The sequence below is a fragment of the Chloracidobacterium sp. N genome, assembly GCF_018304765.1.
GTDB classification, from domain to species: domain Bacteria; phylum Acidobacteriota; class Blastocatellia; order Chloracidobacteriales; family Chloracidobacteriaceae; genus Chloracidobacterium; species Chloracidobacterium aggregatum.
The window spans coordinates 410947-432901 of the sequence record NZ_CP072643.1 but is presented as its reverse complement, the minus strand read 5'-3'; the positions used below and the strand labels follow the sequence as shown (position 1 = coordinate 432901).

19 protein-coding genes are annotated in these 21955 nt (G+C 58.7%); 6 read left to right on the top strand and 13 right to left on the bottom strand.

From position 1 onward, the window contains the following. Nucleotides 1–349: 349 nt before the first annotated feature. The 4 genes from J8C05_RS12915 to J8C05_RS12900 are packed head-to-tail and all read left to right on the top strand — an operon-like array spanning nt 350 to nt 5585. Entirely contained in the window at nt 350–823 is a 474-nt protein-coding gene (locus tag J8C05_RS12915; RefSeq protein ID WP_211423925.1) for a (2Fe-2S)-binding protein, read from the top strand. Beyond that, nucleotides 820–2955, top strand: a complete 2136-nt coding sequence (locus J8C05_RS12910) for a xanthine dehydrogenase family protein molybdopterin-binding subunit (protein ID WP_211423924.1) — start codon at nt 820–822, stop codon at nt 2953–2955. Before J8C05_RS12915 ends, J8C05_RS12910 begins: the two co-directional genes overlap by 4 nt. Then, nucleotides 2952–4610 (top strand): N-acyl-D-amino-acid deacylase family protein, encoded by a 1659-nt coding sequence (locus J8C05_RS12905; RefSeq protein WP_211423923.1) that lies wholly within the window; start codon nt 2952–2954, stop codon nt 4608–4610. Before J8C05_RS12910 ends, J8C05_RS12905 begins: the two co-directional genes overlap by 4 nt. Before the next feature lie 15 nt (nt 4611–4625). Further along, a complete protein-coding gene (locus tag J8C05_RS12900) occupies nt 4626–5585 on the top strand; it encodes a pseudouridine-5'-phosphate glycosidase (RefSeq protein ID WP_211423922.1) in 960 nt (319 codons plus the stop codon). A 129-nt stretch (nt 5586–5714) separates the two neighbouring features. On the opposite strand, the gene J8C05_RS12895 is transcribed toward J8C05_RS12900, so the two are convergent. Beyond that, nucleotides 5715–6083 (bottom strand): hypothetical protein, encoded by a 369-nt coding sequence (locus J8C05_RS12895; RefSeq protein WP_211423921.1) that lies wholly within the window; start codon nt 6081–6083, stop codon nt 5715–5717. 208 nt (nt 6084–6291) lie between these two features. Then, nucleotides 6292–7662, bottom strand: a complete 1371-nt coding sequence (locus J8C05_RS12890; RefSeq protein ID WP_211423920.1) for an acyclic terpene utilization AtuA family protein — start codon at nt 7660–7662, stop codon at nt 6292–6294. A gap of 248 nt (nt 7663–7910) precedes the next feature. On the opposite strand from J8C05_RS12890, the gene J8C05_RS12885 reads away from it, so the two are divergent. After that, nucleotides 7911–8219 carry a hypothetical protein gene (locus J8C05_RS12885; RefSeq protein ID WP_211423919.1) on the top strand — a complete coding sequence of 103 codons (309 nt, stop codon included), beginning with the start codon at nt 7911–7913 and terminating at the stop codon, nt 8217–8219. A gap of 402 nt (nt 8220–8621) precedes the next feature. On the opposite strand, the gene J8C05_RS15795 is transcribed toward J8C05_RS12885, so the two are convergent. The 10 genes from J8C05_RS15795 to J8C05_RS12840 all read right to left on the bottom strand — a co-directional run bounded on the left by J8C05_RS15795 (nt 8622) and on the right by J8C05_RS12840 (nt 17506). Then, nucleotides 8622–8885, bottom strand: coding sequence for a zinc ribbon domain-containing protein (locus tag J8C05_RS15795; protein WP_459543866.1), 264 nt, complete (start codon nt 8883–8885; stop codon nt 8622–8624). Then, the gene (locus tag J8C05_RS12880) at nt 8851–9876 is read right to left on the bottom strand and encodes an RNA-guided endonuclease InsQ/TnpB family protein (RefSeq protein WP_459543865.1); all 1026 of its coding nucleotides are present in this window, start codon (nt 9874–9876) and stop codon (nt 8851–8853) included. The genes J8C05_RS15795 and J8C05_RS12880 overlap by 35 nt, the downstream gene beginning before the upstream one ends. 103 nt (nt 9877–9979) lie before the next feature. Next, entirely contained in the window at nt 9980–11116 is a 1137-nt protein-coding gene (arsB, locus tag J8C05_RS12875) for an ACR3 family arsenite efflux transporter (RefSeq protein ID WP_211423918.1), read from the bottom strand. Between the two features lie 299 nt (nt 11117–11415). Next, nucleotides 11416–12126 carry a GntR family transcriptional regulator gene (locus J8C05_RS12870; RefSeq protein ID WP_211423917.1) on the bottom strand — a complete coding sequence of 237 codons (711 nt, stop codon included), beginning with the start codon at nt 12124–12126 and terminating at the stop codon, nt 11416–11418. After that, nucleotides 12123–12710 (bottom strand): helix-turn-helix domain-containing protein, encoded by a 588-nt coding sequence (locus J8C05_RS12865; protein WP_211423916.1) that lies wholly within the window; start codon nt 12708–12710, stop codon nt 12123–12125. Before J8C05_RS12865 ends, J8C05_RS12870 begins: the two co-directional genes overlap by 4 nt. Nucleotides 12711–12715: 5 nt before the next feature. After that, nucleotides 12716–12952 (bottom strand): 50S ribosomal protein L28, encoded by a 237-nt coding sequence (gene rpmB, locus J8C05_RS12860; RefSeq protein ID WP_211423915.1) that lies wholly within the window; start codon nt 12950–12952, stop codon nt 12716–12718. Nucleotides 12953–13064: 112 nt separating this feature from the next. After that, on the bottom strand, nt 13065–13397 hold the full coding sequence (locus J8C05_RS12855; protein ID WP_211423914.1) for a UvrD-helicase domain-containing protein: 333 nt from the start codon (nt 13395–13397) through the stop codon (nt 13065–13067). Then, on the bottom strand, nt 13394–15811 hold the full coding sequence (locus J8C05_RS12850) for an Hsp70 family protein (RefSeq protein ID WP_211423913.1): 2418 nt from the start codon (nt 15809–15811) through the stop codon (nt 13394–13396). Before J8C05_RS12850 ends, J8C05_RS12855 begins: the two co-directional genes overlap by 4 nt. Before the next feature lie 222 nt (nt 15812–16033). Next, complete coding sequence (locus tag J8C05_RS12845) at nt 16034–16774, bottom strand: EI24 domain-containing protein (protein WP_211423912.1); 741 nt, start codon at nt 16772–16774, stop codon at nt 16034–16036. 45 nt (nt 16775–16819) lie between these two features. Then, nucleotides 16820–17506, bottom strand: a complete 687-nt coding sequence (locus tag J8C05_RS12840; RefSeq protein WP_211423911.1) for a hypothetical protein — start codon at nt 17504–17506, stop codon at nt 16820–16822. Between the two features lie 214 nt (nt 17507–17720). Here J8C05_RS12840 and J8C05_RS12835 point away from each other — a divergent pair, with 214 nt between their 5' ends. Beyond that, nucleotides 17721–18305 (top strand): hypothetical protein, encoded by a 585-nt coding sequence (locus J8C05_RS12835; protein ID WP_211423910.1) that lies wholly within the window; start codon nt 17721–17723, stop codon nt 18303–18305. A gap of 31 nt (nt 18306–18336) precedes the next feature. On the opposite strand, the gene J8C05_RS12830 is transcribed toward J8C05_RS12835, so the two are convergent. Continuing rightward, entirely contained in the window at nt 18337–21855 is a 3519-nt protein-coding gene (locus tag J8C05_RS12830) for a TonB-dependent receptor (protein WP_211423909.1), read from the bottom strand. Nucleotides 21856–21955 lie beyond the last annotated feature (100 nt).

The window sequence follows — 21955 nt, the reverse complement described above, 5'->3', positions numbered from 1 at the left end:
TCCGGCTGGCTCGGATGAGGGACCGGGATTTGCGAAATAAGGGGACTGGGACGGTCCGGGTGGGGTCTGAACCGGTGGCCTGCGGGAAGATGGCGGAACAGATTGCTCTGACATAGACAGATTCCAGGAATGACTGTTGAGGGCTGAGGCTGGCTTGAGGACAGCGGTCGTGAGCGCAGGCTGCGCATGGTTACTTAGCACACTTTTCGGATGCGGTGAATTGTCTTTCCTGAACTTTGCCCTGTGACATTTCGCGTTGTTTTTTCGGATTCGGTGGCGTAAAAGCCGACGTTGGGATGCGTTGCGACGCGCGCCTGACCTGACTGCATCAGAGATTGAGGTACTGGGTATGCCGACCACGGTGACGATCAATGGCACGAAACAAACCTGTGACGCGCCGCCCGAAATGCCCCTGCTGTGGGTGCTGCGCGACGTTCTTGGGCTGACCGGAACGAAATATGGCTGCGGCGCTGGTCTCTGCGGAGCCTGTACCGTCCACCTGGACGGTGTTGCCGTGCGGTCGTGCACGCTGCCGCTGTCACGGGTTGAAGGCAAGCGCGTTACAACCATCGAGGGGCTGTCGCCGGATGGAATGCACCCCGTCCAGCAGGCGTGGAAGCTCGAAGATGTCGCCCAGTGCGGCTACTGCCAGCCCGGACAGGTCATGGCCGCGGCGGCGCTGCTGGCGGCCAAGCCCAAGCCTACCGAAGAAGACATTGCCAACGCCATGGCCGGAAACCTCTGCCGGTGTGGGACGTACCAGCGTATCCGGGCCGCCGTACAGCGCGCCACCACGTTGCAGAAAGGGGAAAAACGGTCATGACGCTGATTGTCAACCTTTCCCGACGCGAGTTTCTGGCCGGGGCGACGCTGACCGGGGTGGCCCTGACACTTGGCTGCCACGTCGAGTCGAACGGGGTGCGGGCGGCGGCGGATTCCACCGCCCCGGTGCTCGCTCCCAATGCCTTCGTGACCATTCGCCCTGATGGGCGCGTTCTCATCACTGTCAACAAGACCGAAATGGGGCAGGGCGTACGTACCAGCCTGCCCATGCTGGTAGCCGAAGAACTGGATGCGGACTGGAAGCAGGTTGCCGTGGAGACGGCATCGTTTGACCCATCGCGCTATGGATTTCAGGGCACCGGCGGCAGCGGCAGTCTGCGGGGGGCCTGGGAACCGCTGCGGCGGACCGGTGCCACCGCGCGCGCCATGCTGGTCGAGGCGGCGGCCCGCCGCTGGAATGTCCCGGCCGACGCCTGCCGGACAGAAGCTGGCTTTGTGTTGCATCCTTCGGATGCGACGAAAAAGCTCGGTTACGGCGAACTCGTCGCCGATGCCGCCAACCTTCCCGTTCCTGATCCCAAGGCGGTCAAACTCAAAGACCCCAAGGATTTCAAGCTCATCGGGCGGCGTGTGCCGCGCTACGACAACCCGGACATTGTCACCGGCAAGGCCGTCTATGGCATGGATGTGCGCCTGCCGGGGATGCGTTTTGCCACGATGGTGCATCCCCCGGTTTTTGGCGGCAAGGTCAGGCAGGTCGAGGACACTGAAGCCAAACGGGTGCCGGGCGTTGAACAGGTCTTTGTGACGGACCGGGGGGTGGCCGTTGTGGCCACCAACACCTGGGCGGCTTTTGAAGGCGCGAAAAAACTCCGCATCACCTGGGACGACGGCCCCCATGCGAAGTTGTCCAGTGCGGACATTCGCGCCATGTTCATTGAGAAATCCACGTCGCCGGGGGATGTCGCCCGGCAGGACGGAGACTTCGACAAGGCATTTGCTTCAGCCGCAAAACAGCTTGAAGCCGTTTATGAAGTGCCGTACCTGCACCATGCCACCCTTGAGCCGCAAAACTGTACGGCGCGGGTCAGCGCCGAAGGTTGTGAAATCTGGGCCCCAACGCAGTTCCCGAACTTTGTTATGGATGAAGCCCGACGCATTACCGGGCTGGATGCCGGGCGCATCAAAATTCACGTCACCCTGCTCGGCGGCGGTTTCGGGCGGCGGATTGAAGCCGACTATGCGGCGGATGCCGTTGAAGTCGCCAGGCGGCTCAACGGTGTCCCGGTGCAGGTGACGTGGACGCGCGAGGAAGACATGCAGCACGGCTGGTATCGCCCGGCCAGCCTGCACGTGGTCAAAGCCGGCTTGGCTGGGGACGGACAGCCGGTGGCCGTACTGCACCGGTTGGTGGCCCCATCCATTCGGGGGCAACGCCAGCCGGACGGGGGCAAAGGCGTCGATCCGGGGGCCATGGCCGGTATCACCACAACAGCCTACGAACTGCCGAATTTTCGGGCGGAGTATGTCCGCGCCAACACCGCCGTGCCGATTGGGTTCTGGCGCGCGGTGTTCGATTCGCAGAATGCCTTTGTGCAGGAATCGTGGATGGATGAGTTGGCCCATGCTGCCAAAGCCGATCCGGTCGAGTTTCGGCTGGCGCGGCTGGGGAAAGCACCGCGCCTGAAGCGGGTACTGGAGGTGGCGGCAAAGGCGGCCGGGTGGGGACAACCGTTGCCCAAGGGGCGCGCCCGTGGCGTGGCGTCCCATTTTTCCTTCGGCGCGTTTTGCGCCCAGGTTGCGGAAGTGTCCGTTGAGGATGACCTGCCGCGTGTTCACCGGATTGTCTGTGCCATGGATGTCGGTACGGTGGTCAACCCAAGCCAGGTCGAGGCGCAGATCGAGGGTAGTATCGCCTTTGCCCTGAGTGCGGCGCTGTACGGCGCGATCACGGTCGAGCAGGGACGGGTCGTGCAGTCCAATTTCAATGATTATCCGCTGTTGCGGATGGCCGAAATGCCCCGCGTCGAAGTCCATCTCATTCCCAGCAGCGAGTCTCCGTCAGGTGCCGGCGAACCGGCGCTGCCGCCCGTGGCCCCAGCCGTTTGTAGTGCCCTGTTCGCTCTGACCGGGAAGCGGATTCGGAAACTTCCCATTGAGCTGGATACATGATCTGGTCGCAACGACGCCTGTGGTGGCTGGTTATCTGGTGGTTTGTAGCCAGCCACTGGGCTGTGGCGCAAAAAACCGCGGAAACGGCCCCTGAAAAAGCCCCTGAAAAAACGCCAGTGCCCACGTCGTTTGAAACCTACGATGTGCTTATCACGAACGCCCGCGTTGTGGACGGCACGGGCAATCCCTGGTTTCGGGCCGAGGTGGCCATCAAAGATGGTTACATCGTGCGCGTGGGGCGCAAGCCGACCGGCCGGGCCACGACAGTAGTGGATGCCAAGGGACACATCCTTGCGCCGGGCTTTATTGATGTCCATGCCCACGTGGAAGACATCTTCCGCTACCCGGAAGCCGAAAACTTCATCCGCATGGGCGTGACGACGCTTGTGACCGGAAACTGTGGGAGTTCGGTGACGGATGTCGGAGCATTTCTGGGGGGCTACAAAGAAACACCGTTGACGGTCAACCTGGCAACGCTCATTGCGCACGGTTCAGTCCGGGCGGCCGTGATGAACTATGCCAACCGCGAGCCGACCTCCGAAGAACTGGATGAAATGAAACGTCTCGTGGCCAAGGCCATGGACGATGGCGCAGTGGGGCTTTCCACGGGACTGATCTACGTTCCGGGGAGTTTCGCCAAAACGGATGAAATCGTCGCGCTGGCGGAAGTGGTCGCGGCGGCTGGCGGGTTGTACGTAACCCACATGCGCAATGAAGGCAATGGTGTGCTGGAAGCCATTGCGGAAGCCATCACCATTGGTGAGCAGGCCGGTCTGCCGGTGGACATCTCCCACCTCAAGGTGGCCACGCCCCGGCTGTGGGGGCAGGCTGACCGCGCACTGGAACTGATCCGGGCAGCACGCGCCCGGGGGCTGGAAGTGACAGTGGATCAGTACGCTTACACAGCGTCTTCGACTTCACTGGAGAGCCTGCTGCCGGACTGGGTGCTGGCCGGTGGGCGCGAAGAGGCGCTCCGTCGCCTTGCGGATGCCACGCTCCGGGCGCAGGTCAAAGAGGAACTCAAAGCCAACCTGAAGGCCAAGACCCGCGAGGATTTCAGCTATGCCGTGGTGGCGTTTTACGGCGCAAATGTGGACTACAACGGCAAAAATCTCGTGGAAGTGACGCGCCTGGCCCGGGGCACGGATGACCTGGATGCCCAGACCGAGCAAATCCTGGTGATGTATGAGCAGGGCGGGGCCGGGATGATCTACCACACCATGCGGGAAGATGATGTGGCCACCATCATGCGCGAGCCGTTCACGATGGTGGCGTCTGATGCCGGCGTGCGCAAACTGGGCCTTGGCGTACCGCATCCGCGTGGCTATGGCAACAATGCGCGGGTGCTGGGGCGGTTTGTGCGGGAGTTGGGGGTACTCCGTCTGGAAGACGCCGTACGCAAGATGACGAGCCTGCCGGCGCAGACGTTCCGGCTGGGGCGGCGGGGTCTGATTCAGGAAGGTTTCATTGCCGATCTGGTGCTGTTTGATGACCGGACGATTCAGGATAACGCCACTTATGACGATCCCCATCACTTTCCAACCGGGATTCAGGCGGTGTTTGTTCGTGGAGTGGCCGTTCTGCAGGATGGCAAGCTGACCGGTGCGCGTCCGGGACAGGCCATCCGGCGGGCGGCCGCCGGGGAAGCCAGATAGACCCGGAGGGGCCGGATGAACGCGGAAGGGATTGAGCTTTCGGCGGAAGTGGCGACGGCGCTGGCACAGGGGCAGCCGGTGGTGGCGTTGGAGAGCACCGTCATTGCCCACGGGCTGCCCTATCCGGTAAATGTGGAGACGGCTTTGGCGATGGAGGCCGAAGTGCGCGCTGGTGGAGCTGTCCCGGCGACAGTGGGCGTAGTCGGGGGGCGGGTGGTGGTGGGGATGGACAAGTGTCTGATAATGCAATTTGGTGAATCTGCGTGTTGTGATACGCCCTCTGCTGAGGGAGATGTATCGCCCAATAAACAAACGGTGGCCAAGCTGGGGGCGCGTGATCTGGCGGCGGCCGTGGCTTTGGGCTGGGACGGGGCTACGACCGTCGGGGCAACCGCACGGGTGGCTGCCCTGGCCGGCATCGAGGTCATGGCCACCGGCGGGATTGGCGGGGTTCATCGCGGTGCTGCCCAGAGCTGGGACATCAGCGGCGACCTGACCGCCCTCGCCCGGTATCCGGTGCTGGTGGTCTGCGCCGGAGCCAAAGCCATTTTGGACATACCGGCCACCCTGGAGTGGCTGGAAACCCATGGTGTGCCGGTTGTGGGGTGGCAGTGTGCGGAATTTCCGGCCTTCTACACGGTGCGCAGCGGGCGGCGGCTGGGCTTTACTTTTGAATGTCTGGATGACCTGGCGCGCATGTGGCAGGTGGAGCGCACTTGGGGGGGAGGGGGCGTTGTTGTGGTGCAGCCGCCGCCGGAGGAAGTCCCCGGTGTCGAGGTCGCCATCGAGGCGGCCCTGTCACGCGCTGAAGCCCTGGGCATCCGGGGGGCGTCCGTCACACCCTACCTGCTGGCGCAGGTGAGTTCATTGACGGATGGCAGAAGCCTGGATGCCAATGTCAAACTGTTGAAGCAAAATGCCCAAACTGCTGCCAAAATAGCCTGTGCAATCGCTTCCAAAAAATGGAAAGACTGAGTATATATCCTGGCAAGAAAAATGTTACAGCCGGACCAAGCTTCCCTCACAAAGAAGAAAAAAAACGCCCGGTATTCCGGGCGTTTTAACTTTTTGTTGAGCAGAAGAGACTTCGTGTTGTACCCAGGCTTATTGATTGGGAGCTGCCTGGGCGCTCGTCACGCTGAAGCGCTCACGTGAGCCATCGAACTTGATGCTCTTGAGCACGTTGGTGTCACCATTCTGGGTGAGCGCAATTTCATCACCGTTTGCCTTACGCTCATCGGTGGTAAGGCTAACTGTTGTCCTGGCAATGACTTCCCTGCCGTTGAGGATCGTCATTTCGCCAGTTTCCTTGTTGATCTTCACCTTGTAGGTGCCCTTTTTCACGACGGTGCCGTTGACCGATACATCCCGGTTGAGCGTCAGGGTTTTGGTCACTTCGCCTGCCAGAGCGGAAACGCCAAGCAGGGCCGTCAGGGTGAGACCAAGGATGAATGTCTTTCCGAAGAAACGCATAGGAACTCCTGTAAAAACTTTCCGAAGGTGGCGGTATGGTCGAACCTTCCAGTTCATTCCATACCATTGTCTTTCGACGCCTTCTATAACGACAGACGGGTTCCCAAGGTTCGGAAAAATTCCCGAAGATTTCCGTAATGCCCGAAGTGGACAAGATAACCGGCGGGGCGGCATCCGACGATCAGGCGCCAGGCGCCGCACGGGAACATCACCCGTTGGCCAGAAGCTGAACATCCGGTGTGACGACGGCTTTGGGAATCAGCGTCGGGAAGTAGGCGACGACTTCCTCGACTTTTGGCCGCCCGGAGCCAAAGCCCGTGACGGTCGGCGGCCCGTTGAGGGCCAGCGGGGCCAGCTCTTTGGTGAACCGCTCGACGCTGGCCTGGTCAGAGGAGCGGACAGCCACCCGCAGGACGACTTCCGGCAGGTCGCGGGATGGCTCTCCGGCCAGTTGCAGACCGTGGCACGCGCCAGCGCCCACATACTCCGTCCAGATTTCGTCAAAGTGCAGTCCCAGGTCGTGCAGCCGTTGGCGCAGCATGGCATCGGCCCGGCGGGCTTTGGCGTAGGCATCCGGCCAGGCGTAGATGAGGCTGCCCACGGCCTTGTATCCGGCAAAGTAACTGGCCGAGACCTTGTAAAACTCCGTAGCCGGCCGGCCCTGAATGCCCCAGACCCGGACGCGATCGGTGTCTTCCTGGGCAAGCTGGATCGTCGTGAAGTCGGCAATGCAATCCGGCGTGATGTAGGTCGTCGGATCGCCCATTTCATAGACAAGCTGTTCCTTGACCGTGGCCACGGTGACGCGCCCGCCGGTGTTGGGGTGTTTGGTGACGACAAACGTCCCGTCTTCGTGCATCTCGATGATGGGAAAGCCGATGTTGGCGTAGTCCGGGGTCGTCTCCCAGTCCACAAGGCAGTTGCCGCCAGTGCACTGCGCTCCACACTCGATGATGTGTCCGGCAACCGTGCCGGCGGCGAGCCGATGCCAGTCATCGGCTGCCCATCCAAACTCGTGAATGCAGGGGGCAAGCGCCAGTCCAGTGTCAGTGCAGCGTCCGGTGATGATGACCTGGGCCCCCCGGCGGAGGGCCTCGGCAATGGGCTGGGCACCGAAATAGACGTTGGCGCTCTGGAGATGTGCGCGGACGGTGGCCAGCGGCTCGCCGGTATCGAGATTTTCAAAGGTGTGACCGGCCGCCATGAGTTCGTCGAGGCGTCCCAAAATGTCGTCTCCGGCGACGATGCCAATCCGCAGTTGGTCGGCCAGTCCATGCCTGGCCGCGACCATCCGCACAGCTTCGGCACAGGCTTGGGGGTTGACGCCCCCGGCGTTGGCAATGACGCGCACGTTTTTTGCCAGAACCTGCGGCAGGATGCGGTCCATCAGGGCCACGAAGTCAGTGGCGAATCCGGCCTTCGGATTCCGGGACTTCTGCTTCTGCATGATGGACATGGTGACTTCGGCCAGATAGTCGAGCACGAGGTAGTCCACGGGGCCGCCTTCGATGAGCCGCACCGGCGCTTCCAGCCAGTCACCCCAGAAGCCCTGCCCGCAAGCGATACGAATGGTTTTCATGGCAACAATCCAACATTCCTTTCAGGTGTTTGTCACGCGCGGGGCATGGTAGCCAGTTGGCCTGCCGGCCGGAAGCACAAATGAATCAGCGGTGTGGGTGGTCCCAGGCGGCTGGAGGCTGCGGGGGCTGGAAGGGATCGGGGGGCTGAACATGCGCGCTTTCCGAAAAAAAATGGAATCTGCCGGGATGTGAAAGCGTATAATTGACTGCTGCCTTGGGCAGCGACTACTTCCAGCGGAGAGGATGCATGAAACTCAGAGTCATTAGCAGCAAAAAGTGTGGTGGGCGGCTTGTTGTGACGACGGCGTTGCTTTCAACCGGTACCCCGGCCCGGGTCGGCTGGTGGATCAGCGGAAGGAGCAATGAAGACCTGATTCAGGTTGATGACGATCCCTTTGCCTGGGATGACTACTATACAGAGGGACTTACGAAGGACGAGTATTGGGAGACCTATGAACTGGCCCAGAAAGTAGCTTATTGGTGCAGTCAGAAGGGCCTCAACTGCACCCCGAATCGTTACCGCCGGATCATGCGCAAAATTGCACACCGGAACTGAGGAACTGACGGGCTGCTGGTTGCACGCGCAACCGCCACGAAGACCAAAAGCATAGAAACCACAGATGCACGGGCTGGCAGTGGGCTTGATCGGCACCACCGCCAGCCCGAATTTCATGGGCCTCCGTCCCCTCGGCTGCGGGCCAGCCTGTCAACCCCGGTGCTGAAGGCTTCCCACACCGGCCTGTGGAAAACACCGCCGCCGGCTGCCGTCAGAGGAAGTCAAGACCGGATGTGGTTGATGTTGCAGTGGTTGATGGTCCAGTGGTTGGAGGTGTGACAGGCGGAGTAGCAGCGCGGGCCGATTGGATGGTCAGCACCCGCTCGGCAACGAGCGGGTCGAGGGCTTGCAGCAGCGGCAGCTCATTGCCCTCGTTCGTGCTGAGTTGACATACTCCCCTGCCTAAAGGCAGGGGATTCTTGTTCTTGGTTCTGCGAGCGCACTTACTTCATCAGGTTGCCCCTCTAAAGCAGCGGTGCATCTCTCCCCAAGCGTTCCCTCTTTCGAGGCAGTTCCCTTTTGCCCAAAGGTACTGTTTTGCCACTCCATTCCCAAGATGCTTAGTCCCTTCTTGAGGATGTTCAAAGCCGCATTCTGGTCTCTGTCTGATTCAAATCCACATTGAGGACAACTATGGGTTCTGGTGGATAGGGTTTTTACTACCATAATGCCCACAGTTACTACAGTCCTGTGTGGTGTACTGCGGCGGTACGCTGACTACTGCCTTGTCCCACACCTTGCCGTAGTAGTCCAGCCACTGGGTGAATTGAGACCAGCCAGCATCATGAATGGATTTGGCAAGATGACGATTCTTGACTAGATTCTTCACCTGCAAGTCTTCATACGCCACGACATCGTGAGATGCCACCACGCACCGTGCCTGCTTAATTGCCCAGTCTTTACGCTGGCGTTGGACTTTCAGATGCACTTTGCCCAGTCGCTTTCTTTGCTTGTGGTAGTTCTTGGATTGGGATTTTGCCCTCTTCTTGAACTTCCGACTTAATCTGCGCTGGTGTTGCTTTAACCTCCTTTCACTACGCCTCAAAAACTTAGGATACTCTACAGGGTTGCCGTTCTGGTCGGTGTAGAAAGCCTTCAAGCCCAAGTCAATGCCAATCACATTGCCTGTGTATGCTCCCTGCTCTTTGCGCTCCACATCCAGGCAGAACTGAGCATAGTACCCATCTGCCCTGCGTATCACCCGCACCCGATTGATTTTGGAGTTTAGGATATGGTGTCTTGCCTCACCATTGCAGTACAGAGCAAAAGCACCAGCATTGAAGCCATCAGTGAAGGTGATAGACATTCCATCTCCTGACAGCTTCCAGCCAGATACCTTGTATTCCACAGAACGGCAATGCTTCTTGAACTTGGGATACCCTTTCTTGACCGCCTTGTTTCTGCAGTTGGTATAGAACCGAGAAATGGAAGCCCAGGCTCGCTCTGCACTTGCCTGCCTTGCCGCTGAGTTTAACTTCCTGGCAAAGTCAAACTCTTTGGCCAGGTCTTTGCAGTGGGCATAGAGAACAGCTTTGTTTACGCTCTTGTTGTCCATCCAGTACCGCACACATTTGTTTCTGACAAACTGTGCGGTACGGATGGCTTCATCCAGAGCCTGATACTGCTCTGCTGTCCCGTTGAGTAGCTTGGCTTCCATTACTCTCATACTGCTATTTTATCACAGGTTTGGCTTGATAAAACAGTGTGCGCCTTATATCCCTGCCCTTAAGGGCAGGGATATAAGGCGTTTTTTCGGTAAATTATTCATACGGGCTGATACAGCGGGGATCAAGCAAGGTAGCCTTTTCTGGCTCACGGGGAAACCAGCCTGCCGTCAGCTTGCAAATCTCCACCAACATCAACATTACGGGCACCTCGATTAGCACCCCCACTACCGTTGCCAGTGCCGCCCCAGAATTTAAGCCAAATAACACTACCGCTGTCGCGATCGCCACTTCAAAGTGATTACTTGCCCCAATTAGAGCGGCGGGAGCCGCATCCTCATAGGAAAGCTGTAACTTTAACCCTGCCACATAGGTCAGCAAAAAGATAAAGTTAGTTTGCAAAAATAGGGGTACGGCAATCAGCAAAATATCCAAGGGGCGATTAACAATCAATTCTCCATTGAAAGCAAACAAGAGAATTAGGGTGATCAGTAATGCGGCGATCGCCACTGGGCTTAAGTATTTCAGAAACTGTCGCTCAAACCACTCCTTGCCCTTGTAGCGCAAAATCCACCAGCGCGAATAAATCCCCGCCACCAGCGGTAAACCCACATACACCAGTACAGAGAGAACAATGGTCTCCCAAGGAACTGGCAAATTATTCACCGCTAACAGCCAGCGTCCCATTGGCGCATAGAGAAACAGCATAGCTAGGGAATTGACCGCTACCATCACCAATGTATGACCCTGATTGCCATAGGAAAGATAGCCCCACATCAGCACCATCGCTGTACAGGGAGCGATCCCCAAGAGAATTGCCCCCGCAATATAGGAATTTGCCAGAGGTATCACACCTCCCCTAATTATTTCCTCTCCCTCAATCAACGGCTTAAATAGCCACCCCAAGAAAAATTGGGCAAAGACCACCATCGTAAAAGGTTTGATTAGCCAATTCACCACTAAAGTTAGAATCACGGGTTTAGGAGCGCGTACCGCTCTAGTGGCTTGGGTGAAATCAATTTTGACCATGATGGGGTACATCATGAAAAACAGACAAATGGCGATGGGGATGGAAACCTGATAAACACTCCACGAATCCAAGGTAGCGGCAACATTGGGAAACAACCGCCCCAACCCAATACCAGCAACAATGCAAAGCAATACCCAAATCGTAAGGTAACGCTCAAAGAAGCTCAATTGACTGCCAGCCTTAATTTTTTCCGTCTTAGTCATGCAACAGCCTCTATGACTTAGCCTAAATAATTGCCACCAGTTACAACTTTGGTAGTTCGTGGCTTCACAACAACTGCTGATCCGCGCCAGAAAACTAAGTTAGACAAACTTGCCATTACAGCAAACATTGACTGGGGCGAAACCTTTAGCTGACAAATTGTAATCATAAATACGCATAAAGAATCAGTAGAGGACTACTAATTAAAATGGATAGGTATCTATATTGATGGCGATTGATATTTTGGCAAATCTTGGTCGCTGTGTCAATACCTAATTTTGATTTCAGCTACTCAGAAAGACTAGCGATTAATAGTTACCGCATAGGTGAGCAAATCTGCCCGAGATGGGGCAGAGCCATAGACCAGCGATCGCTGATACTGATCGTAGGCAGTGTAGCAATAGACTAAGAGAGGTTCTCCCAGCGGCACAGCCAAATGCTCACTCAATTGCTGATCCGCCCGGGTACACTCCAGACTCGCCTCTATCTTGGAAATATGGATACCGTTGCGCTCTAGGGTGGGGAAAGTCATGGCAGTTTTTAATTCATTAGCAAACTGCCGTCCCAATTCCAAAAGAATGTAACTCTTATCTAGGATTGCAGGAATTCCATCCAAAAGGAGAATTTTGCTTTGAAAACAAGCTAAATCACTGCCCAAAATCTCTTGCACCCGAGGGGGTGGACTAACCGCTTGAAACTCTAGGTGGCAAATGGCAGACTGCACCCCTTGGCGCTTCATATCCTCCTCGAAAAATATCAGCGGGCTAGACAGGGAATAAACCCACTTGCACTGATTTTTGACAAACACACCTCTACCATGCTGTGCACTAGCCAACCCCTGATGCACCAGATTATGAATGGCGCGCCTGATAGTAATGCGGCTGACTTGAAACTGCTCCATCAACTGATGTTCGCTGGGCAGTTGTTCGCCTACGGCATAGACTCCTGTTTCGATCCGCTGACGCAATACCTGAGAAATTTGCAAATGCAGAGGAATACGGCGATCGCTCATTCTGCTGTGTTTTGCGGATAAAAAATAATCGCCAAAAAGCGAATCGGCAATTCAACTAGGGCTTTTGGTCCATGGGGAATATGCCCCTTAAAAGTTAGAGCATCTCCCTCACACAAAGTGTAGCTATTTTGCCCATGACGATATTCCATTTTGCCTGACAGCATATAAATAAATTCGGTGCCCACATGCTCAAAAATAGGAAAAACTTCTGAAGCATCATCCATCGTAATCAGAAACGGCTCGAACTGCTTGACGGGTCCTTGATCGTAAGCTAACAAATGGTAGGTATGACCTCGCTTAGTCCCCCGCCGTACCACTTCCATACCGCAATTACGCTTCACCAACTGCGCCCCGCCCTCTGGCACATCGTAATCGCGGAACAGAGTCGCCAAAGACACCCCCAACGCCTTCGCCAGCTTTTCCAGCGTTTCTAGGCTAGTGGCAGTTTGGGCATTTTCAATTTTGGAGATCATGCCCCGCGAAATACCTGCATGATCCGCCACATCAGCAATAGTTAGCCCCTGCCGTTGTCGGAGTTCTTTAAGGGTATTGCCGACATACCGCTCCAGAGAACCGCCATTCATGCTAACTAAAGTTTGCGGAGATCGATGCCCGCCTCCTTGGCAGAGGTGTCGAGGCTTTTGTACTGTAGGGTTTTGATTGCTTTGGTCGAGAGCTTGAGAGTAACAAAACGCTTGCCCTCTGCCCACCAAATGCGTTTTTGTTGCAAGTTGACTTCTTGCAACCGCTTGTTGCGCTTATGGGAAAAAGAGATAGTTACAGCATTGTTGGCTGTTTTACCCGTTAATTGACAGCGGCGGCTCATGGCTCAATTTCTTTACTAAAATTAGTGCTTATCTAGTATAGCATAACTAGCCAATTATTATGCACAGTGGTTCAGATACTCCTTTCTCACCCTCAAATTGGCAGTTTTCCCTCTATCCCTGCCCTAAAGTGCAGGGCTTTACGGCGTTTTTTCGGTAAAACACCCGGCACCAGTCATCGTATGTCGTGACCGCATCCTCGGGCAGGTTCAGCAGGGCAAGCGCCGAGCGGATGTAGTGCTTGAGGACGTTGGTGTAAACGAAAATGCGGAAGCAGTTGGGCTTTGTGCCAAGGTGGCTGCGCAGGAACGCCGCCCGGTGGAGCAGGATTTGCGTTTTGCCTGAGCCGGGCGCACCAAAAATGACCTGATGGGACAGTGGACTGAGTTCAACCGCCCGGAGTTGTTCGGAGGTCAATTCGCTGCGTGGCAATAACCAGGTACTCATCGCTTCTGTAGCGTCGGCAGGATTTCCGGCAGGTCTCCTTCGTCACCGTCCTCAGTGGTGCTCTGGCGCGTGGCCTGACGCCGTTTGCGCCGCATCTGCTCATTCCCGACCTGTCTGATACGGTCTTCGTCGCCGGCCATCAGAGCCGCTTTGCCATACCAGTTCAGTTCCCAGTCGTCCAGAGTTGGCACGGGGTCAAAGTGCTCGAAGGCTTCCTTCAGGGCTGAACTGACGTCCTGATGGCGGTTGAGCTTCTGGTAGATTTGCGCCGCCAGAACGAAGTACGGCCCTTTGCCATTATGTTCCAGTGCGGTTTGGATGGTGTCTGCGGCCTGGCTGAACTGTTTGCGCCGGAACTGTGACAGCGCCAGGTTGAACAGCGGCGCCGGGTCGTGTGGTTCGGCCGCAAAGGCTTCACGGTACGCCTTTTCCTGGCGTGCCCAGTCGCCCTTTTCTCCGTAGCAGATACCAAGCTGGTTCAGGATGTCGGCATCAGGACGCCCTTTCTGCTGGAGCGCCCGCTGGAGGTAGAAGATGGATTTGTCTATCTGCCCCAGTTCGTAGTAGTCGTCGGCCAGGCTGACCAGCACTTCTGGCACCCGGTGCCCGGGTATCTTGCCGGTGCGGAGGTCTTCTTCGGTCTCGTCAATGCGCTGGCGGATGGGGGGATGGGGATTGACGACATTGGTCAGCGGGTTCTCAATCGTACAGGCAAAGGGCCGGGCATCCGGCTGATCGCGCAGTGTGAGTTCAAGGTGCAGGACCTGGTTTTCGTCATAGTGAAACCGGAGCCGCAGCGGTTCACCGGCTTTCACCGGCCCTTGAATCTCCCACTGCCCGATGAAGATGGGCCGCGCTTCCGCTCCTGCCACAATCTCGACGCGCAATGTCACCGCGCCGACGATGGCAGTTTTGGGCACGGCCAGCGAAAGGTGCTCGCCGAACTTGTCCGGGTCCGGGAAGGGAAGCTGTGCGCCCTGCGGCACGATGGTCAAGGGACCCGAAGTGGTGCGGATGGCAATGCTATCCGGCGCCACCGGCTGGATCAGGCTGCGGTTGAACAGCGCCAGCGCCAGCGCATGGTAGGCCGCGCCACGCGCCACAGCGACCTGGTTCGATTCGCGGTCTTCGTAGGTAAGCACCCTGGCGGCCCGGAAGTACCCCGCCACAGCGGTTTTGACCTGCGGAATGAGGCTGCTGCCGCCAACCAGCAGACAGAGGTTGACTTCCGAAGGCCTGAGCCCGGCGCGTTCCAGGGCATCCTGAAGAGGCGCAAAAATCGAGCAGGTCAACTGGTATTCCGTTTCCTTCGCGTACAGCAGTTCAGTATCCAGAAACGGCTCCAGGACGGTTTCAAACTGCGCGGCGGTCAGGTGTGGTGATTCCAGCTTCAGGTCGCGGCCGGGACAGGGGCAGGGATAGACGCCGGGCTGGGTTTTGACCACGTCTGTTTTGGCGGCGCTCTGGTACTTGCCAAAACCCTGAAGACGACTGATCTCCATGCACAGACCGATTTTGAGCGATTCCGCCACGCTCAGCAGGGCAGGTTCGATGTGCAGCTTGCGGTCTTCGTAGGACAGGTCGGTGTCGGCCAGACGAGCCTGCTTCACGAGTTGTGGAATCAGAACCTGGTGCACAATGGCCGTGTCAATGTCGCCGCCCCCCAGCCGGTGATAGCGCGACACCGACAGCGGTGAAATCTCCATGCCGCCGGAGGGCCCTTTGGGATTGAAGCGGAATACGGCCACATCGCAGGTGCCACCGCCGAAGTCAAAAACCACCAGGTTGCTGTTGCCAGTAGTTGCCCTAAGAAAGTCAGCCTGATGGGAGATCAGGTAATCGAGAAACGCGGCCACCGGCTCATCGAGCAGGTCGCCCCCGGCCATCTTCAGCCCAGCCATTTCAGCCGCGCGGAGCGTATCTCTTCGCTGGGCTATCTGAAACGAAGCCGGAACGGTCACTACCGTGCGTGTGGGCGGGATGGGGTTGCTTTCCTGAGCCGCCGCTTTGAGAAAAGCCAAAACCTTCCCGCCAATTTCAGCCGCCGAGCGGAACCCTTCCGGGGCCATGTGGTAGGTACGCCGGGTGCCGATGTCGTTTTTGCACTCGTAGAAAATGTCCCTGTTTCTGCGCAGTGAGGTGTTGGCCCGGAGCCGTTTGGCCCCTTCGCCCACGAGGACGTGGTTGGCGTGGATGGCCACCACGGACGGCACCAGGACGTGAATGTAGGGCCCGGTGCTGGTCGGTTGCTCGACTTCGAGGCAGCGGGCAAGCAGGGCCTCTTTGGTGTCGGGTGACCAGAGAATCTCAGCCAGGGTGGAGTTGGTCGTGCCCAGATCAATGCCAATGACGCGCACCGGCGCTTTGGGGAGAGCCAGTGATGTGGCCTGGGGGGGCAAGCAGTTCCAGCGCACTCATAAATTGCCTCTTTCTGTTCAGGGAAAGATTCGGAAAAAAGTCCGGTGCGGACAGCTAGCTATTTTGCCTTTGGCACAGCCATTTTGCCTTCGGCCAGGAACAATGTCGAGGCGGTAAAGGTTATTCAGAGCAGGGTAATGCCACCTCCGCAATGCAGCCTGCCGGAGTTTGGAGGCAGACCCTTCGACCGGCACAAATTTGCGTTCGTGATCCCCGCGTCATTTGGCAGGCAGCTCGGCAGTGGCCTCGCAGAAAAAGATCGTTCCCGCCGCAATGCAGACCGGCACGGTCAGAAGGTTCAGCAGGGGAAGGCTGACCAGTCCCAGGCAGACCAGTCCAAACCCGGCGCTCGCCGGAAGGTGGCGACGGATGAAGCCCAGCTTGGCCCGAAAGGACAGCCCCCGCCGTTCGAGTGGCGGATCGAAAAAATCCAGGCAGGCCAGAGTAGCGCCCAGCGCCAGTCCGCCCAGAAGAGCCAGCACCGAACCGGCGCCCGGAATGAGGTGGAGCAGGAGCATGGGCAGCCCGATGGCCAGCGCAAGCAGCAGTTTTTTGAGTTCAAAGGCCATCGCCCGCCCCAGATCACGGGCAATGCCGGTCAGGGTGATGGGTGGGGATGCCGGCGCTGTTCCGCGCAGGCGTTCTTCCAGCAATTCGGACAGGCGGCTGTAAAACGGCGCTCCGAGCACCACACCAAAGCGCACGAGCAGGTAGCCCAGCGCGACAAAGAGCGCAATGACCAGCAGTCCGCGCAGCAGCCAGGCCATCCACGGGGGCCAGCCTTCCACAAGCACACCGATGAGGTGAAAGCCGGCCAGCAACAGCGTTGTGTACAAAACGACTCCCACCAGAAGGTTGAGTCCAACCGGAATGGCAACGTAGCGCCAGAGCACCGGTTGGCGAACCAGCAGACGAATGGCGCGCCATGGGCAGCCGGCGCCGCGCAAGAGGGCATACATAGGTGAGGCACGCCGGGATGCGGCAGCGTGCCGAAGCCGGTTTTTTTAGCGGACGCTCGGATCAACCATGACCGATGTGGGACTGCCCGGTTCCGACGCCGGTGTCACATCGGAAAGGACGGAGTCCAGGTCGGCTTCGTTGAAATCCAGTTCTCCAACGAATGGCCGCAACAGTTCCGACAGCCGCTGGCGTTCGGCGTTGAGCCGCGCCTCAAACTCCCGCGCCTGACGCTCGGCTTCCTGGGCTTCCTGAACCAGGCGTTCCTTTTCCTCTTCCTGCCGCCGGATGAATTCCAGCCGCTCCGCTTCCATTTCCTTGAACCGCTCGGCATTCCGGCGTTCGAGGCTGTCCGCCCGGTTGAGCAGCGTTCCGTGGTACGCATCGAGCGCCTTGACCTTGCGGGCCGCATCGGTCTTTGGCTCTTCGATGGTGTGCCCTTCGCGGTCAAGCGCAAACTTGAGGGCAATGACCCGGGTTTCCGGCGGCGCATTGGCGATGATTGGGTTGGCAATCATCTTTTCCAGTTCCTCGACCCCACAGGGTGAGACCGGGACGCGCGCGCTGCGGTAAATGGACTCAAAGCTGCGCAGATGAGGTGGTGCGTCCTCTTCCGGTGGACGTGGTGGTTCGTGCGTCGGTTCTTCATGATGAGGGCGACGTTCACGCTCATCACGGTTGCCTTCCGGTTTCGAGCCAAAAAGCCTGCCGAGCATGCCAGTTCCGTTGCTCATAGACGCCTCTTTCGACCGGGAAGACCATCCCGGCGCATCCAAAGTCAACTGCACTTGGGTACTGACCTATTGTGTGTGAAAGCCGGGCCGGAAACAAGCCACTCCGGGACAGTCGCCGCCCAGCCGTATGCTGCATCACGCTCGGCTGCGCCGGTCAGCCCGCATAATCGCTTTGTCCCCCCGGCTTCCATCCTTCGCATGTAGGTAAAGGCTTATGACATCATCCCGGCCCACGGCCAGACTGGGCGACATCGTGGCGCGTTTTTCGGTTTTCACCGGCTTCTGGGCAATTGCCTACTTCTTCATGTGTCTGACCGCCTTTGCCATTGCGCATCCCCGGTGGACGTTCACCGTGGATGTCGGGGCGCTGCTGACTTGGTTTGCCATCTATCTGACAGTTGCCCTGACGCTGGGGAATCTCATCGGCGTGGTTTCCAACCTTCTCCGTCCCCATACCGGCACCGTGACCCATGGCGACTTCGACGGACGGTTTGCCGGGAACTGGCGGCAGGTCATCCAGTTCTGCTTCGGAACACTCGTTTCCGGTCTTGTCTTTCTGGCGCTGGCCAGACTGACGGCCGGCCTCGCGCAGCAGTGGTTTGACGCCCCGTTGGACATCCTCAACGGCACGTCGCTTGGTGTGGCGGCCCTGGCTGTGGCCATCGAGAGCACGACGACGACCCTGCTTGTGCTGGGCATTATCTTTTATGTCAAAGGTCAAATCGAAGCGGTTCGCGCCACCCACCCGCCCGACACCGCCAGCGCACCCGGCACGGTCGGAACCCCCGTGCCGGGCTAGTTTTTTCCGGCTGGCGCTGCCCGGTCGCCCGTTAGAAGGCGAATTTGAAGGCGAACTGCACGATACGCGGCCCCGTGGTGGCCTCCAGAATGCGCCCGAAGTTGGGCGTTCCCACCACGTTGCCGGGATTGGCAAAGTTCGTCTGGTTGAAGATGTTGAAGAACTCCGTCCGAAACTCGGCCCGGTAACGCTCGCGGAACACCAGGAACTTCACCACGGAAAAATCGGTGTTGCACTGCGCCGGTCCCCGCAGGGTGTTGCGGCCGACGGTGCCGAAGTTTCCGACGCCGGTCGAGGGCACGAACCGGCTCGTGTCGAAGTACCGGTCGAGGCGGCGGCGCACATCCCCGGAGAGGCTTCCATTGCCCTGTCCGGCTGGAGCATAGGAAGCGCGGGCGCCGTCACTCAGCCCGGTGCTGCTGACAACGGTGAAGGGGAGTCCGGTCTGGACGATGGAAACGCCGGAAAGCTGCCAGTTGTTGGCCAGCGCCTTGAGGGCAAAATTGTCGCCGTCATAGAGCTTGGGCAGGTCATAGACGAAGCTCACCACGAGCCGCTGCCGCCGGTCGAAGTCCGCTGTGGCGCGGTTGCCACGGAAGGTAGCCTGGTCGCCAAAATCCGGCGACACATCGCTGGTTCCCAGTGACGAAAGCTGACCGGAGTACTCATCAATGGCGTGTGCCCATGTGTAGCTGACCAGCGCCTGAAGTCCCTTTGACAGCCGCCGCGTCACCGTGGCCTGCAGGGAGTTGTAGCTCGCTACAGCCGACGATTCCTGCACCGTGACCGAAAAGGAGTTCAGGCTTGGCTGGGTAATCTGGGACAGGATTGTGCCGAACGGACTTACCGTGCCGCCGGGGGCAAAGGGCTGGTTGACGTTCTTGAAGCGTTGCAGCTTGCGTGTCTGGGAGCCGACGTAACTGACTTCAAGCTGGGTGTCCTTGATGAACTCCCACTGGAAGCCGAGCGAGTACTGCTGGACGTAAGGCGTCCGCAGGTTGCGTCCGGGGTAAATGCCCTGGACGGCCACCTGCCGTCCACCCAGACAGAAGGGCAGTCCGCGGTTGGTCCCTGGCGCACCGGTGCAGCTTGTGCCGGGGAAGAACGATGGATTGCCCGTGTCAATCGGTCCCTGCGCGGACGGGATGGGGGCAAAGGGATTGGCGAAGCCGCCGCCCGCCACGGCTGGGAAGAACGGGACAAGCGGAAAGACCGGGAAGCTGAAGCTGGAGTTGATGACCGTGCGGGCGTTGAAGCGGTCATAGTAGAGTCCATAGCCGGCCCGCACCACAAAGCGGTCCGTGGAGAGTGGTTTGAACGCCAGCCCAATACGCGGCGCAAAGTTGTTCCAGTCGGATTCGGTGAAACCACGCCGGCTGTCGCGCGTAATGCCCGGCAGTCCCACGCGGTTGTTGGACGGCACGAAGAACCCGGCAAAGGTGCCCGCCAGGTTGGAAACGCCGTTGGCCCCGGTGCCGACGACCGACCGCGCCACGGCTTCATCAAAGGTGGCCATCAGCCCATCCACCTCATAAAACGGACCAAAGTAGTCGTAACGGAGACCGAGGTTGAGGGTCAGCCGACTGTTGACCTTCCAATCATCCTGGAAAAAGAGCGTGAAGTCGTTGGCGCGGAAGTCACGTTTGGCCCCGCCCGGCGAGATGACCGACAGGAAGGGCGAGGTCAGCCCCCCGGCAACCGACGACAGTCCCGGATTGACGCCGGTAATCAAAAATTCGGTGAAGGGCAGGGTGGGCAAAAACTGGGGTGCGCGGTTGACCGAGCCGGGAGGAATGCCCAGCGCCGCAAAGGCTCCCAGTCCCGCTGCATTGGCAAAGCCGCCGGTAAACTGAAGCAGTCCCCGCGCGCCGACGTTGAAAAACACCCGCTGGCGGTAGGGACGCACTTCGCCGCCAAACTTCATCGAGTGCGCTCCGGCCGTCAGCGAGAGCGTGTTGTTGAACGTCCAGCCTTCCGTGGTGTTGAAACTGTCGGACGTTGTGGCCGGGCCAACCGAAAACATGTTCGAGAAGACAAAGCCCGGCAGACCCGGAAAGCGCGCGCTGCTGGGCGAGTTGATGCCGAAATCGGCCGCCCGGAATGGTTCTGTGGGTTTCCCCTGCGTAATCAGGCGGTTGTAACCAAACCGGAATTCGTTGATGAGTGTCGGGGTGATGATGCTTGTCCACGAGGCGGTCGTGACGCGGTTGTTGGTGATGGCATCCACCGGGTAGCCCGGCAACTGCAGGGCATTCCCACCCCCGAACTGACGAAACAACCCCTGCTGAACTGTATTGTTGGCAAAGAAGAACTTGCCCGACACGCGGTTGTTGTCGTTGATTTGCCAGTCACCGTTCGTGTTGAACTGCTCTTCCCGGAAAGTGGATTCGGCCACTTGGACGCCGGTCGTCCGCCCGTTGCCGCTGGGAATGAGAAACTGCCCGTTGGGGTAGCGGCCCTGGAGCAGACGCACCTGCGGGGAGGTGGCAAACGCCGCTGAATTGATGAAGGACGCAAATCCGGGTGCACGGCTCAGGGCAATGGCCCGGATGGCCGTCAGGGAACGGTCATCCGTCAGGTCCGGCGCCGGGTTGAATGGCGCAATGCTGTTGTTGGTGGACGTGCCGTTGGTTTCGCGCGTTCCCTGGTAGGAGCCGAAAAAGAACAGACGGTTTTTGACGATGGGGCCGCCAATGGTTCCGCCGTACTGCTTGCGGTTGTTGGCCTGGCGTGGAATGCCGCCCCGTTTCAGAAAGAAGTTGTTGGCATTGAGCGCCTGGTCGCGCAGGAAGAAGTAGGCGTTGCCGTGAAACTCATTCGTGCCGCTCTTGGTGATGGCGGCCACGACCCCCCCGACGTTGCGCCCGGCCGAGGCATCGTACTGGCTCGTCTGGACGATGAACTCCTGCAACGTGTCGGTGGCCGGGACGGCCAGGTTGGCAAAGGACCCGGTGCCGATGGAGTTCACGTCAATCCCGTTGATGAGAATCGAGTTGCTCGTCGTGCGCTGGCCGTTGACGTTGATGGCTGTATCACCGCGGCCCACTTCCGACGTGTTGAAGATGTTGGAGGCGGCTCCGGCGGAAAGTGCCAGAAGTTGCTGGAAGTTGCGGGTCGGCAGGGGAAGCTGGCGGATGTTGCGCTCATCCACGACGCGCCCATGCGCGGCCGAGTCCGCCTGAATCAACGGCGCTTCGCCCGAAACGTTGATGACCTCCGATGCCGCTTCCCCGATTTCAAGCGAAACATCGTTCGTTGTCACGCCGGTAATGTTGACCGTGATGTTTTCCGTCACGCTCGTCTTGAAACCGGCCGAGCGGACTTCCAGCCGGTACTTTCCGGGCGGAAGCAGGGTAAACACGTAATCGCCGTTGCTGCCGGTCGTCACTTCGCGCTTGCTGCCGGTTGCCTGCTCGGTCAGCGTGACCGTTGCCCCGGCCACCACTGCCCCCTGGGGATCGCGAACTGTGCCGCGTAACTGCCCGGTGCTGGCTGATTGCGCCAGTCCGGGAAAGACGGCAAACCCCAGAATGAAATACAGGGCCAACATCACACCTGCCAGTGCTTGTCCACAACACAGTTGCGTCAGACAGCCGTTTTGCGGGGCAGACCATCGGCTGTCCATCACCCGGTTTTGACGCAACCTTCCG